The sequence below is a fragment of the Treponema sp. OMZ 798 genome (assembly GCF_024181385.1).
Lineage (GTDB): Bacteria > Spirochaetota > Spirochaetia > Treponematales > Treponemataceae > Treponema_B.
Window position 1 is genome coordinate 230,793 of record NZ_CP051305.1, and the last position, 14,367, is coordinate 245,159.

Below are 14,367 nucleotides of genomic sequence, written 5' to 3' on the forward strand. Positions count from 1 at the left end.
TTTAATTCAATTGATTAAATACTTCTTCAAATGTTTTTTTATATTTATTGCTTGTATCTTACAGAATTGCGGTGGTAAAGCGTTTCCTATCATCAATGCTATTTTTGAAATAGGTACATCAGTAGGAAATTTATAGTTCTTAGGAAATGATTGTAATAATGCCGCTTCACGTGCGGAAATACAACGATCTTGTTCGGGGTGTAAAAATCGCCCCTTTGAAGGATTTAAACATCCTCCTGTGATGGTTGTCGAATAATCGTCCCACCGCAATCTACCGTAAACGTCATTAAAACCTACATTTGCTTTTTTATGGCATTCCAATTGCCTACTTTCTCCCAAATCTTTTCTGCTGCCTCCGTCATGAGGAATATCTTGGATTAAATCTTGAATCCGTTTTGTATGTTTAGGATATATTTTATGCAATTTGTCGGATGATTCTTTCGGATGTGGTAAACTGCCTATTGTTTCTTTTACCGTTACTTTTTTATTGGACGGTTTTGCTATTTCTATAGGTCCCAATCTTGAACCTACCATTACCAATCGCTTTCTATTTTGAGGAACCTCATAATCTTTAACATTAACCGTTTTATAATCTAAAATATATCCTATATTTTTTAATTCTTTTACGGCTTGTTCAAAATTTGATGATAATGCCAGACCGGGAACGTTTTCCATCATAAAGGTAAATGGATTTAATTCTTTTATGAAACGAACATATTCATCGATAAGATCGTTTCTATCATCTGCAACGGGGTTGGGTTTATTAAGTCTACGTATGGCACTGAAACCTTGACATGGCGGGCATCCGGCTAATAAGTGAATTTTTTCATCCTGTAAAGCTGCCTTGATTTCATCTATATCAACTTTGCGAATATCTTTTGTTATTACTTCTACTCCTTTATGATTCATGGAATAAGAGCGAGAAGCAACTTCATCAATTTCAAATGCATACTTTGTTTTGAAGCCCGCTTGTCGAAGGCCTTCAGTTAATCCCCCGACCCCGGAAAAGATATCTATTGCCGTAAAAATCACTTTTTCGATCCCTCCATTCCTATTGCTTTATTAAATTTTTCTTTTAAATACTCCGATAATGTTTTCGGAAAATCGGGACAACCGTAACCCGTAATATTGTCTTGTACAAATTGTATGAGTTGGTTTTTAAAATTTTCGGAAATTGAAACGACTTTTGCTATAGTATTTCTATCATGTACATCGACATAGTCAAGTGCTTTATTATTCTTTATCTTCTTTTGTGCACTTTTATCTTTTACGGGAGGAAGAGAAATTTCTATAGTTCTTATCGCTTTCGGGCAAAGGATATAATCAAAAAAATCATCATTGATCGGAATTGCCGGTAATACGGCTATATTCTCAATACCTTGGGTGTTTGTTAAAGAAGTCGGATAAAAATTTTTTGATTTTTTTAAATCTCCGAATAAATCTTTACATTTTTCATTTTTATCAATTTTATATAAAGGTATTACAGCTAAAAAGCCGTAATTTTTACACCAAAATTTTTCCATGTGACAGTCTGAGGAAAAAACCAAAAATAAATCATCTTGATATTTTATTATATCGCCTTGTTTGACTTGACCGTTTTTCGAAGTGTAATATAATCTATAAGACCAAATCTTTTTTATGACATCTTCAGAAACATCTTTCTTTTCAGTTGAAGGATTTTTTAAAGGAGGTAGATTTTCTATCAGCTTTTGTTTATATTTATCAAAAATAATACCTGCAAATTCTTCAGATTCGACAATAAAATTATTATTCTCTTGATATCCGAAAGAGTTTATAAACTGATCCACAGATAATGAGGATATTTCAGACAATACTTCATTTAAACTTCTATTTGCATTGTACAGTAATTCTTTTGCATATTTGTATGAAAAATTGAATTCGAATCTGTTTTTTGCTTCTTTTATGACTTTATCAACACTTTTTTCAGCATTGTTTTCATCATTGAGCGGTTTGCCTTTTTCGATAAGAGTTAACCTATCTTTGTAAGGTTTGAACTCTTCTTTTTGAAGTATACCGGTAAGCTCATCATTTTTATCCGCCCCGGTATATATTATTATGATGGAGTGTGTTGATTTTAATAGTTCAAATAAATGTACTTCGGAACTATCGGAACTTATCGAATCGTTATAATCCCAATCGTACAGTATAATATCAGGATTGATGTAATTTCCGTTTTCTCTATGATTTATAAAAAATTGTGGAGCTGTAAATGCATAGCACTCCCAATCTGCTGAATGGTCTAAAAGAGATACAATTACACCTTTTACATTCTCGTCTTCCGACCAATCGGTTGTATCGTTTTTCAACAAAAATCTTAAGACCTGTTGATCAATTAATTTTGTCTCTTCAAAATAATCGGGAAAATTGGCAACAGGTATTTTATCATCAATATAACAAACTGTTTTCATTTGGCATTCTCCTTTGTTTCCGGAACTCTTTCAAAATCTATAGTTATTTGCGCTCCTTGCATATCAGGTATTCTTTCACGTATTCCGGTTTCGTATATTTTTCCGTTCATGGCAGCCATATATGATTTACATATATATAAACCCAATCCGCTCGGTGGAATTTTTAAACTATAACCGGGTTCAAATAAATAAGGGCGTATTGAATCATCGATTCCGATTCCAGAATCGGCAAAGATAAGTGTTCTATATTTCTTGTTCAGCTGTATTTTTATTTTGCGTTTTTTTATATCTTTTGACATCATCCAATAGATACTGTTGTCTATAAGATTTATCATAATTTGGTTAAATGTGGAGTATCGTGCATATACTTGAAAATCGTTGTCAAAATCGACAATAACTTGTACTTTCGCTTTTTTTAGAGCCGCAGCATATATTTCTAAGGCATATTTTATTGATTGAGATAGATAGAATTCTCTTCTGTTTTCATTTCTTATAGTCCTTAAAGGGCTTAAACGTTTTAATTCGGATTTTAAAGAATTTGAAGCATCCTTCAAAGTTTCAAGTTTCATTTTATCCGCATTACCGGTATTTATTAAGTATGATATACCGTTGTAAAAGTTACTTGCTATCTTGGTTAATTCATGCAGAGAAACCGCCACCGCTATTCCGAATCCTGCTTGTTCGGTTATTTTTTCTTGAATATTTTCTATCACTTCAATACTCTTTTTTAAATTTTTTATTGAAGATTCAAGGTTTACAAGACCTTCTTTACGCTCCGCAACGGTATTACCGAAGCGTTCAAGTATACTCCATGGATCGTTTAAAATTTCATAATTATCATGAATGCTTTTTATGAGTTCGGCACTATCGGCGGTAACGGTTTTCAGTTTTTGAGGATCACGTATAAGCCCTTTAGTTAATTCATTGTATGTATTTCGTACCGATATATATCGTATTTCCACTATATTTTGAATAACGGTTTCAATCAATTTGGATAAATCCAGATAAGCTGTGTTTTCAAGCATTCCTTCTCTATTTGTTTTATCAATCAACTCAAAATTTTCCGATTGTTCTATTTCTATATTGCCGATCATATGATAATATGAAATTCTAAAAGCTTGCTTTATTTGTCTTTGCGACAAATTCAGCCAATCGTTTTTTGTTCCGGATTCGGCTGGAAAAATGATTACATTATCACGATAAATTGATATGCCTCCATATTCTGCCAGATAGTCTTTCATTTCTTTTGCATCTATGCCGTCTATCCACGGTTTTTCTCTGTACCAAACATCCAAATGCATATAAAATGCACCGCATTTAGGTGTGCGGAATACATTTTCTTTCGTCATCCAATAGTCATGTGCCGGTACTTTAAGATCATATTTTTCATCGCTCCATGTTTCTTTTGATAGAGGTATGCCGGTAGGCGGATTAAATTTTAATGTGTAGTTGTCGGCGATACCGTTTTTATTAACAAATATATCCAAACTGAAAATGGGATCGAATTTTTTATATACTTCTTCTTGATCCAAATCATTGATTTGCGGACACTCTACTGATGCATAAAACGGCGGTTTCATTTTCTCAGGATTAGGGTTTGGGGTATTTAATCTCAAAACGGATTTATTTATATCGCGTATTTTATCTTCCGTTAATTCAAATCCTTCTTTACCTCCGAATATAATAATCTTTGTCCATGATTTTAGTTTATCATTTTCTTGAGAGATATGTCGTCGTGTAAGTTTTACCGGTATCCTGTTTAAATCTTTAGGTATTCCATCCTTAGAATCAAAATCATCCCAATCAATGGACAAAATATTCTCAAAGTCGATATTTTTAGGTTTAGTTTCTATCAATAATCTTCGTCCTAATCTATGTGTTGCAAACCTACCTACACCTTTTTCTCCTAATGGAATTCTTCCTCCGTTTTCTTTTTTTATCTGCTCTACAATTGTATTGTATGAAGCGAGTTTTCCCGATTTTTCGGCTTTTTCACGCTCTTTTCTAAGTTTTTCTTTGACTTCCGTTTTTATGGTAGAAGCAGGTCTTAACCACCCGTTTTCAATAATATCTTTATCCATACCGTCACCGTCATCTTCAATAACGATAACAGGACCTTCAAAATCATTATATTTATATTCATTTGAATCCACCGGTTTCAAGTTGGGTATTTTTTCAAATCTTATTCTACAATACGATGCATTTGCGTCTATAGAGTTTTTTACAAGTTCTAATATACCTACTTTTTCAGAGCCTATAAGTTGCTCCCCCAATACTTTAATCAGGTGAGCATCCGCACTAAAATTCACTAACAGCTGACCGTCCATGCATACGTTATCCAAAAACTCCGGAGAGATTTTTCTAACGGCGTTGTTAGAGTTATATGTTTCCGGATTATACTTTTGTTCTATGACTTCTCCTAAGGCATTTTTATAACTTACAGGTTTTGCAAAAGATTTGTACTCGGAAATTTCTATAAATGAGAAATCTTTGTCTCTTTTATCATCAAATGACGGTTTATGTATTTTACCGTAACCGTAAAATACTCCTTCTCCTTTTTTGTACGGTTCGTAATAAATAAATTCTATAGGTAAATTTTGAAATGACGACAAATAATTTTTCTTGTTATTTGAAGGAAAATGATAGAATTTCCCAATAAAATCATTGTATTCGTCGCCTTCTCTATATTGTGTTAAAACCAAACAATTCCTTTTTTTCATATAATAAGTTCTAAATCCTTTTATTTTATAATTTTATAGAAAATATTACCTCCTTTTATTTTACTATATTTTGTTTTATTTTTCTATATTGTGGATTAATATATAGCTTATTTTATTCCAACCTTTTTAATACCTTCCACTCCCCCCCCACATTACGCCCATAATAGGCGTCCTCTTTCAGCTGCAATAGAACACCTATTACAGCCGTAATAGATGGCATGTTTCAGCACTACACTAGACGGTCTCGTGTAGTACTGCAATAGATGACCTATTACAGCTACAATAGGGCACATGTTTCAGTACTACACGAGGAGCCCTCGTGAAATACATCAAAAAAACTGTAATTTTTAAACAAAAATCGTATAAATTCTACAAAATTTGTAGAATTTATTTGTAAAATCTGTTGACTTTATTCTTTATTTTGTGTATTATATAAACATAAGGAGTGTTTATGGCTGGGGTTACATTGTATGGTAAGGCTTTAAGGAAGCTTCGTGTAGAACATGAGCTTACGCTTAAAGCACTGTCGGAGAAGTTGGACGAGGAATTGTCGCCGGCGTACTTATCTGCAATAGAGATAGGTAAGAGGGCGATACCTCAAAACCTTTCCGACAAAGTAAAGGAAAAGTTGGGACTGAGTGAGGCGGAGTACAACGAGTTAAAGGAGGCCGAATATAAATCCGCAAGTGAGTTAAAGCTCAATTTTAATGAGATGGAAGAATATCAGGCAGAAACGGCGCTCGTTTTTGCACGATTATTAAAAAACTTTGACACTGAAAAGTGTAAAAAACTGCAAAGTATGATGCAGAAACCATAAATTATCGGAACAGCATACTTATGTCCGGTAAAAGGAGAAATTTTATTGGAAAAGATAAAAAGACTAAAAACGGTATGCATCAGTGAGGCTGACTTATTGATAATCGCCGTGATTGTACACTGCATTTTGAAAACGGACACAATGTATGTAAATGTCCCGGCTCTTATAGAGCTGAAACTGCAAAAGTTTGATGAACATTTTCAATTTATCGTGCTTGAAAAGGACGAGTTTATCGATGAGGTAAAAGACAAGAATATTCAGGCTTTTACCGAAATTATTCCGCAGAGTAATGAAGCGGTTCATTCCATTGTTGTGCCTTCCGATGTGTATGATGGTGCCTGTATAGGTAACTTTCAGGATAGGATGACTTTGGCACATGAACTTGCTCACTACATATTGCACGGTATTTTGAAAATACCCGTCAGTGAATTGCAGGATGGGGAGATCTGCTCAAAGTATGAAGACCCTGAAGCAATTGCAGATATGCTGGCTAGGTTTTTATTGTCGGTCTGCGGTCTTGTTCAAAATATGAGTACTGCAGAATTATCCGCCGAATGCGGCCTAAGTGAGCAGGATGCCGTATCGGTACAAAAAGAATATAAGGAGGGCGTAGCGAAAATACTGTTTAGTATCAAGACAGTGCTGTTCAAGCACAAAATAAGCTCAAAGTCGGCAGCATAGCATTCGGCTTTGAGCTTATTTTTTAAGGATGTTACCATCTCTTTTAAGCATAAGAACATGGTAGCACTCCTTAAAAATAAAGTCAAGAGCTGTATTAAGAAATTTTATAGCTCATCGTTTTCTATATTTAATTTTTAAGGAGGAAATTCTATGATGAATTTTCAAATCCCTGAACACCGGGTAAGTATGGTGTTGTACAAGAACCGTTTTGATAAAACGGGAGAATCATTTTATGGTCGGGTACACCGCAGTAATAAGACGCTCAGTCTTGAAAATCTTATAAGTTTGATTGATGAGCGGGATACGGGCATATCGGCACATTTGGTACAGCATAGTGCACAGCTGCTGCATGAAGAAATTATGAGGCAGCTTAGACAAGGTAAGGCTGTAAATGTGCTGGGCATAGGTACATTCTATCTTGCCGCTGACGGTATAGTGAAGGGCAAAAACCCGACACCTGCCGATGCTCCGCCTCTGTGCCTGCGTTTTACTCCTTCTGCGGAAGTAAACAAAAGCTTAAAAAAGCTTTCGGTTTCGCTTGTAGTACAGTCTCAGCACGATCCTCAAATCGATGCAGTAAGGGATTTATTCAGTCAAAAAGACAATGAGATTATTACTTGCGGAAAATCGCTTAGGGTTTCGGGAAACAGAATCCGCATTCTCGGTACGCTGGAAGACTGCGGTATATACTGTGTACCTCAAGACGGTTCGGAGCCTATCAAGGTAAAAGAGGAACACATTTTTACCAACACTCCTTCATTAGTGGAATTTTTTGTTCCTCCCGAACTTGAAAAGGATAAACAATACGCTATCCGTATTTGCACGCAATTCTCATCGGGACAGATAACCGTCAAGGATCTCCGCACTACGGAAACGGATTTTTATCTAAAAGCAGTGTAGGTTGGCTAAGGCGAAAAAGCTTTTTGATGTTCCGTCTTAATCTTTTAACTGCTAAAACTTTCCGGCTAATCTGTAAAAGGATTAGCCGGATTTTTTGTTTTTAACAAACAGGGTTGGTTAAATCATTACGGGAATAAAATTGACATTGCTAATTCTTCGGCTTCAATTCTATTTGCATCTTCAGGGGTAACAAAAGCTGCGGTTTGAACTATTTTGTTACCTGATAGATAAGCAGTTGTTCTTGCATCTGCATTTGCTTCTACTTGTTTTGTTTTTGCATCTGCTTTTATTTTTGTACGCTCGGTGTTTCCTTCTTGAGCAATTTTGAGTAATTCTTGTTTAGCTTGTGCTTTTTGTTGTTCAGGTGCAAGATTTTCCTGAACTGTGAGCATACGGCGTTTAGCTTCAAGTTCAAATGCTTTTTCTTGTTGACTCATAACAGTCGGATGACGCGCATCTTCCATCATTGTCTTTACTAAGTCCTTAACATCCTCTTGTTCAGGACTTAAATCTTCCGGTATTTCGTGACGAATCTTATTTAGATAATAGGCACAAGTTATTGCCCATGTTTTTTCCGGGATTACATAAACTTGATATACAATACACTTGCGTGTAATCTTACCGTTTAGAGCATCTTCTTCATCGACTATGTGATAGAATTCGGCTTTTTTTTCATGTCCCGATATTTCGACTTGAGACTGCGAGGTTGTAACTTCTTCAATAGCTTGTCTTGTTTTTTCGGATATATCTCCATTACGTGCCTTTTCCGCTGCTGTTACACAAATGCTTCTTTGAAGCTCTGTAGCTACTAATCGGGCATAATTCATATCGGCATACATTTGTGCTCCTCTAACATCACTTGCACTTACCATAGATACCTTTACAATATCGTTATCCGAAATACCGAATTTAGCTCTAGTCTTATCATAGTTATTTTGAAATGCTTCCATCAACCACTCAGGTCTGGCTTCAGTTCCAAGAGAACGTCCCGACCAATCTCTAACATAGGTCTTGTTAGCTTCAACTTTAACACCTGATTCGTTGTATTGCTTTGCCGAAGTTTTATTTTCTTTTTCCGATAAAGATACACAACCTGTAAAAATCATAAGTACGGCTGCTGTACTTATTATGATGATATTCCTTTTCATATCACCCTCCTAAAATTTACATATTTCATTCACCGGCCTTTTTAAAGGCTGGCGGTAATGACACTTTTATTTCAGAACAAATGTTATGTTCTATGCGTTTTTTTGCCATAACTTCAGTACTGGCTCCCATCCTGACAAATCTTTTTTTATAAGAAAACACAAGCTCATCGTTTTGTTGAGATACAATATCTATACTCAAGTCCGGCGTAAAAAATACACCTGCTTGCAATTCGCTTTTATTTTCAGCTAACTTGGTTTTACAAATATATGCTGCTTGTGTGTTCTTATTACTGAGAGGGAATCCTAAATTTAGAAGAACCTCTTCTATCGAAGTTTTTATTTGTTCCGGCATCGCTCCGGTTAAAGTAACCGAAACCGTACACTTTGTTTGTATTTCCTTTATTTTTGCATTGAGATTAATGATTTTATCTTCTACATCCGCATAATTTTCCGCTTCATCAGGAGATAAAACATGTAAGAATTGCAGAACTTTTAATGCTGAATTATTTTGTACTATATTTTTTGCCTGTAAATAAAAAATAGTTTTTTTAAATAAATCTCTTTGTATTTCTGCCTGTGAATAAATGGCTAAAAACGGTTTTATTGCTTCTTTTATTTTAGGTTCGTATATTTTCAGAGCTTCATCACGGTTGATGTAAGAAATTACCTCATATTGTTTTGCCGTTTTATTAAATTTCGGTTTTGTATAATGAACGGCAAAAAGTTCCGTATCGGACAGCACCCTTGTAATGTCTTCAAGACGGCTTTGACTGACGCTTTCTTGAACAATAGTTTTTTGAGCTGTTTCAACTTTTATTTGAGAAGAAAAATATCGTGAAAGAGCAGCAATAGCATTTTGACAAGATGCCTCTTCACTTTCTCCATAACCTCGTGCTGCAATATAAGCGGAAGAAAAAAGTTCATCTTCCGTTAGACCTGTTGTTTTAGGTTTTGGCGTGGAAACACATGAACAAAGGATGCACGATATTAAAAATATAACAATATTTTTAAAAGTTTTTTTCATGCTTTATTCCTGTTCTTCAAGATAGATTTCCCATTCTTCAAGAGAAAAAATTCCTGACATGTTAGAATGTCTTTTATGATTCTCAAAAAATTGAAAGTCTATAATACGAGGTATTAATATTTCGGTAAATTTGTCATCTATTTGGATATCAGAAAAAGTTACTTGATAAAATTCTGCATTATTAAATAATCTAAACTGAGGCGGTATTGCCTGATTTTCAAACCGCACATCTTTATAATGCATATTTTGAAGATTATGTATGTTTTTCCAACTTCCATACCAAATATTACCTAATAATTCTCCGTATTTATTATATAAACCTATTTGTATATGAAAACTCATTTCGTAATCATGATATTCTCTAACATTTCGTACCCATTCGTAGTTTTCTTTATTAGCTTTTATTTTTTTCCATTCATCCCATATAGTGTTAAATACAACAAGAGCTTTTCTGTTTGGAACAAGTTTTATTCCTGCTTTCAATGTTATATCTACCGTATTTTTACGGCTGTTTATTTTATCACTCATTTTAGAAAAATCATATATAATTATTGGATAATTTCTATTCATATATTTTTCTAAATCTCTCCATATTTTATTCCATTTTGCTATTTGTTCTTTGTAATAATTTGCTCGTTCTCTAATATTTGTAGGTGTAGAAACTGATAATATTTCGGATATGACGGTAGCTGCTTCTATATTGCCTGATGTGGAAGGAGCGGAAAGAAAGGAAAGTGCAGTGACAAAGTCACCGTTTTTTTCGGCTGCCATACCTTGAGCTAAATTTTTTATATTTGATGTTTCCGATTTATTTTTTGTGATGCTTTTTAGCTCTGTTTCACTAAGCGGAATTTCAAGCCCATTAAATAAATCTTTAATGATTTCTGAAACGGCTTTTCCGTTTTCTATGTCAACCGTTGCATATTGACCGTTAAACGAGGCCTTTATTTCATTCGTTGAAATATCATTTACGCGAAAGGTTAAAGAATAAAGGGTAGGCAGTTTTTGTATTGTTCCGGTTAAAACATATTCAGCATTTGTAAGTTGTCCGAAAGTTGCTGCATTGTCAAAAGAATAATGTCCGCTTTCAGAAAGTTTTTGCTCGGCAATAATTACGCTTTCATTCTTCCGATCCAATACCTTCATATCAGAAAGCCTTGCAAATTGTCCTGTAAGCGAATCTTGTAAAAATTGAGACATCCAAATGTCATTTTTAGGTGCTTTTTCAAATTGAGGAGCAAGGATTGCAATAGTTTTATCTTTATATTTTGTATTTTTATGATTAATAACTTTATCTTCTTTATTTTTACGGCTTTTTTTATCAAGAGGATCTTCAATCATTGTCAGCTTAAAGTCGTCTTTTGTAGTTTTATCTGCTTTATTATTAGATATTTGACTGTTATTTGAATGTGTATCTAATGAAAGGCAGCTGGTGAGTAAGAGTGCTGCCAATATTGTAATACTTAATATGAGTATTTGAAATACAAGAAATTTTTTCATAAAATTTTCTCCTTTAGTTATAGCATATTTATTTATGTGGTAAGTGTCTCCAATAACCGGAAACTATAGTACCATTACTTCTTGGGTAGCTTTTGATAAAAATCTCTCCTTTATGCATATCCACTTGTTGTACTTCGGACGGCTGATAAAATGCATTTGAAATTAATGTATGTGCAAGCCAAACAATTAAAGCAGTTATCGGTATTGCCATAAAGATGACTACTTGACGCATCATTGCATTTTTTAGACTATACTTAAACGCCAGGATAAGTGAAGTGAGTGCTGAAAGGCTTATATATCCCAACATTATTTTTGAAAAACTAAAATTGAGCCCAAAAATAGATATTTTTATAGTGCCATACATAAAATCAAAAAGATCATATAGATTAAATTTTATGATTAAAATATCTGCAAAAAGTAAGGCGGCAAATAAAATACCCAATAAAAGCATGGGTATCATTTTTATAACGGAAATTATTTTTGAAATCATAGATATGATTCCAATAATAGCGATTATGATTCCCAACGGAGGAAAAATAATTGCCAGCACAGCTCCTATTATAGAAATAATCATTCCAACAATCATATTTTTTATAATATGTTCTGTGATAATATAAAAAATCAAAAAAATTATACTATAAGCAACGACTACAAAAGCTATGCCTAGTGCAATATCAGAAAGAGAATTTCCGTTTACAATCATTTTTTGCTTTAAAACTACCAAAGCAAAAAAGATACAGAATAAAATCGCACTTTTTATTAACCACCCTAAAAGTAGTATTAGTTTACTTGTAAGTGTTAAGTCAGAAAAAGCAATGCTATCACTAAAATCAGACATGTCTTATACCTCCCATATAATGGGAAAATTCTGATATTTTAGCTTATAAGCTTACCATCGGAATCAGTAAATTTTCCCATTAATATCATAATTAAATCAAATAAGATACCAAAGTAACCGAGCCCCATAGTTAGAGCATATAATATACCGGTAAAATACTTACCAACATAAAAACGGTGAATACCGAATATACCTAAAAAAAGACAAAGTAATAACATTGTTCCCTTTTTTCGTGGTGATTGATTATTGTAATCATGGCCTGTAACTATCATAAATTTCTCCTATAGATATTATTAATTTTCCACTTTCATCGCTAATGGAATAATATTTTGTAATAAATTATACAAAGCAATGGTTCCCTTTAATATTTGCTCTGTTTCCACTTCTGTTGTATTTATTGTTAATTTATTTGATGTAAATTTTACTGTAGCATCAATAAATTTTATATCTGCTAAAGGAATACATTGTTTTAGTTTTCCTCCACTACCGATATAGATATTTTTATTTGTCAATACAAATCCATTCTTACAATTTAATGTCCATGTATTGTCAAATATAAGGATAGCATTTTCACCTATACAATCTTTTGCATATGTTTTGACTGCTTTTGCAATCATGTCGGGCCTTTTATCAGCTAGATTAACATGTTTTTTAAAATCATCCATATTTTCACCAGCTTCGCTTATTGCTTGATAATAAAACGCTTCTATTTGTTTTTCTGAATCTTCGATCTCTACATTTTCTTGTATATTTGATTCTTCATAAGTTAATGATAGATTCTCAGATTTAAGTGATTCTATTGCTGCCTCACAAGTAAGTTTTTCAAACATATCCGCAATATCATCTGTATCTTTTTGGACAATCCCTGCCAGAGCTTTATAGCATTCAGCTAGTTCAGAGCGTTGCATTAAAAAATATTTTTTTATTAGATACATGTTATATATATGTGCGGGGGTAATTGCCTCTTTAGCTATTAATTCTGTATACATATAAAGCATATATGTATAAATAATTGCCGCACAATATCTATCATTAGTGATAGATACAATTCCACTGAAGAATGTTTTTGGATTAGTGTCTTTTATCTGTGAATAAGCATCATCTATTTGATCCTCAATGGAAAATAAAGAAATTTCTTCATCATATAATTGTGAAAGTGCATTAGCTATAGCTTTTTTGCCGCTTCGTTCCAACTCCATGTTATACGATACCATGAAAACCATTGTTTTTAACATGTCTAGCCTATTAGATTCTTGCTGTGCAATTTCCTCTTGTTCAGCTTGATCTGCAGCATGTTTTTGCATAGCAGATGAGAAGGAATTTATTACTCCATCAGCAATAGCATCTCCTAATCTTAATTTAAACATTTCAAAACCAATACCCATAATTACTCTCCTATAAAATGTATTTTTGATTGAAGTAACTTTATGATAGGTTTTAACCAACGCTTTTAACAAGCTGTTAGCTTATCAACCCGTATATTGTACTCCAATGCATAAAAACTAAAAAATGAAGTAAAGCCTGATTTGTTTGTCATAAAACTTTCGAATCAAGTTTTACTTCCACATTCAATAATCTGAATTTATGTATCACATATTATTCAAAGTATTTTCAGCGTTTTTGATTAATCCGGTAAGAATATAATTTACTCCATGAATAAATTTATCTAATCCGCTTACCTTGCCTTCTTTCAAATTAGCTTTATATTCGTTATTTTCTATTTCTTGTCGAGCTAATCTTTCCTGAGCACGGTCATTAAAATCATTTCTTCTTTCTTCAAATTCATCTCTTGTCATGTCATATTCCCTATTTTTTGTGTATACCGGTAACAGACTGGCACTGGCGATTTTTTGCTTTAAATTTTGCTTTAGCCTCAGAAATACTACCAGCTTGTATTGTACTTGCCGCTGTATGTGTTTTTCCTTTGATATCAATCCATACTGTAATTACATAAGTATCCATTGTTTAACTCTCCTTTATAAAAATTTATTTTCTATATTTTCCCGTTCAACCCATAATCGAAAGGGTTCTGCACAGACGGATTTTGTAAAGAAATGCCGGCTGTCATTTCGTACAGGTTGACCGTAAAAACCTAAGCTACTAAACCGCCTTACTAAATTGTAAAACAAAAATCTTGATTTACTTTCAAATTTAATTTCAAGGCGGTAAATATATAAAAAAACACACAAGACAAAATAACATAATTGTCTTATGCGTTTATTACAAAAGAGAAAAAAATAATGATATAAAAGATTTTGACTTAGTTTATAAACTGTGTCATTTTGATACACGGGGGGGGGGTAAAATGGC

Annotated in this window: 14 protein-coding genes; 3 read left to right on the forward strand and 11 right to left on the reverse strand. The window is 33.4% G+C overall.

Annotated elements, in window-relative coordinates:
- Positions 1-6: 6 nt before the first annotated feature.
- Genes E4O07_RS01170 through E4O07_RS01180 form a run of 3 tightly spaced genes read right to left on the reverse strand, consistent with a single transcriptional unit; the run spans position 7 to position 5,149 of the window.
- Positions 7-1,032, reverse strand: coding sequence for a DNA cytosine methyltransferase (locus tag E4O07_RS01170; RefSeq protein ID WP_253686838.1), 1,026 nt, complete (start codon positions 1,030-1,032; stop codon positions 7-9).
- Complete coding sequence (locus E4O07_RS01175; RefSeq protein ID WP_253686839.1) at positions 1,029-2,429, reverse strand: hypothetical protein; 1,401 nt, start codon at positions 2,427-2,429, stop codon at positions 1,029-1,031. Before E4O07_RS01175 ends, E4O07_RS01170 begins: the two co-directional genes overlap by 4 nt.
- Positions 2,426-5,149 (reverse strand): sensor histidine kinase, encoded by a 2,724-nt coding sequence (locus E4O07_RS01180; protein WP_253686840.1) that lies wholly within the window; start codon positions 5,147-5,149, stop codon positions 2,426-2,428. Before E4O07_RS01180 ends, E4O07_RS01175 begins: the two co-directional genes overlap by 4 nt.
- Before the next feature lie 451 nt (positions 5,150-5,600).
- Between E4O07_RS01180 and E4O07_RS01185 the strand changes: the two genes are divergently transcribed.
- From E4O07_RS01185 to E4O07_RS01195, 3 genes are all read left to right on the forward strand, one after another.
- Positions 5,601-5,966 (forward strand): helix-turn-helix domain-containing protein, encoded by a 366-nt coding sequence (locus E4O07_RS01185; protein WP_253686841.1) that lies wholly within the window; start codon positions 5,601-5,603, stop codon positions 5,964-5,966.
- A gap of 45 nt (positions 5,967-6,011) precedes the next feature.
- The gene (locus E4O07_RS01190; RefSeq protein ID WP_253686842.1) at positions 6,012-6,647 is read left to right on the forward strand and encodes an ImmA/IrrE family metallo-endopeptidase; all 636 of its coding nucleotides are present in this window, start codon (positions 6,012-6,014) and stop codon (positions 6,645-6,647) included.
- A 150-nt stretch (positions 6,648-6,797) separates the two neighbouring features.
- A complete protein-coding gene (locus tag E4O07_RS01195) occupies positions 6,798-7,547 on the forward strand; it encodes a DUF4469 domain-containing protein (protein ID WP_253686843.1) in 750 nt (249 codons plus the stop codon).
- Between the two features lie 125 nt (positions 7,548-7,672).
- On the opposite strand, the gene E4O07_RS01200 is transcribed toward E4O07_RS01195, so the two are convergent.
- The 8 genes from E4O07_RS01200 to E4O07_RS01235 all read right to left on the reverse strand — a co-directional run bounded on the left by E4O07_RS01200 (position 7,673) and on the right by E4O07_RS01235 (position 14,019).
- On the reverse strand, positions 7,673-8,695 hold the full coding sequence (locus E4O07_RS01200; protein WP_253686844.1) for a hypothetical protein: 1,023 nt from the start codon (positions 8,693-8,695) through the stop codon (positions 7,673-7,675).
- A 25-nt stretch (positions 8,696-8,720) separates the two neighbouring features.
- Positions 8,721-9,719, reverse strand: a complete 999-nt coding sequence (locus E4O07_RS01205; RefSeq protein WP_253686845.1) for an LPP20 family lipoprotein — start codon at positions 9,717-9,719, stop codon at positions 8,721-8,723.
- A 3-nt stretch (positions 9,720-9,722) separates the two neighbouring features.
- On the reverse strand, positions 9,723-11,219 hold the full coding sequence (locus tag E4O07_RS01210) for a CsgG/HfaB family protein (protein ID WP_253686846.1): 1,497 nt from the start codon (positions 11,217-11,219) through the stop codon (positions 9,723-9,725).
- A 28-nt stretch (positions 11,220-11,247) separates the two neighbouring features.
- Positions 11,248-12,057, reverse strand: coding sequence for a hypothetical protein (locus tag E4O07_RS01215; RefSeq protein WP_253686847.1), 810 nt, complete (start codon positions 12,055-12,057; stop codon positions 11,248-11,250).
- A 38-nt stretch (positions 12,058-12,095) separates the two neighbouring features.
- Positions 12,096-12,329, reverse strand: coding sequence for a TM2 domain-containing protein (locus tag E4O07_RS01220; RefSeq protein ID WP_253686848.1), 234 nt, complete (start codon positions 12,327-12,329; stop codon positions 12,096-12,098).
- 21 nt (positions 12,330-12,350) lie between these two features.
- Positions 12,351-13,442, reverse strand: coding sequence for a hypothetical protein (locus tag E4O07_RS01225; protein WP_044978816.1), 1,092 nt, complete (start codon positions 13,440-13,442; stop codon positions 12,351-12,353).
- 204 nt (positions 13,443-13,646) lie between these two features.
- Positions 13,647-13,853, reverse strand: coding sequence for a hypothetical protein (locus E4O07_RS01230; RefSeq protein ID WP_253686849.1), 207 nt, complete (start codon positions 13,851-13,853; stop codon positions 13,647-13,649).
- A gap of 10 nt (positions 13,854-13,863) precedes the next feature.
- Positions 13,864-14,019, reverse strand: a complete 156-nt coding sequence (locus E4O07_RS01235; RefSeq protein ID WP_253686850.1) for a hypothetical protein — start codon at positions 14,017-14,019, stop codon at positions 13,864-13,866.
- Positions 14,020-14,367: the final 348 nt, after the last annotated feature.

Coding starts and splice junctions, on each gene's coding strand:
- E4O07_RS01215 (WP_253686847.1), bottom strand. CDS start 12,057: ATGTCTGATTTTAGTGATAGCATTGCTTTTTCTGACTTAACACTTACA.
- E4O07_RS01235 (WP_253686850.1), bottom strand. CDS start 14,019: ATGGATACTTATGTAATTACAGTATGGATTGATATCAAAGGAAAAACA.
- E4O07_RS01210 (WP_253686846.1), bottom strand. CDS start 11,219: ATGAAAAAATTTCTTGTATTTCAAATACTCATATTAAGTATTACAATA.
- E4O07_RS01175 (WP_253686839.1), bottom strand. CDS start 2,429: ATGAAAACAGTTTGTTATATTGATGATAAAATACCTGTTGCCAATTTT.
- E4O07_RS01180 (WP_253686840.1), bottom strand. CDS start 5,149: ATGAAAAAAAGGAATTGTTTGGTTTTAACACAATATAGAGAAGGCGAC.
- E4O07_RS01185 (WP_253686841.1), top strand. CDS start 5,601: ATGGCTGGGGTTACATTGTATGGTAAGGCTTTAAGGAAGCTTCGTGTA.
- E4O07_RS01200 (WP_253686844.1), bottom strand. CDS start 8,695: ATGAAAAGGAATATCATCATAATAAGTACAGCAGCCGTACTTATGATT.
- E4O07_RS01220 (WP_253686848.1), bottom strand. CDS start 12,329: ATGATAGTTACAGGCCATGATTACAATAATCAATCACCACGAAAAAAG.
- E4O07_RS01225 (WP_044978816.1), bottom strand. CDS start 13,442: ATGGGTATTGGTTTTGAAATGTTTAAATTAAGATTAGGAGATGCTATT.
- E4O07_RS01230 (WP_253686849.1), bottom strand. CDS start 13,853: ATGACAAGAGATGAATTTGAAGAAAGAAGAAATGATTTTAATGACCGT.
- E4O07_RS01205 (WP_253686845.1), bottom strand. CDS start 9,719: ATGAAAAAAACTTTTAAAAATATTGTTATATTTTTAATATCGTGCATC.
- E4O07_RS01195 (WP_253686843.1), top strand. CDS start 6,798: ATGATGAATTTTCAAATCCCTGAACACCGGGTAAGTATGGTGTTGTAC.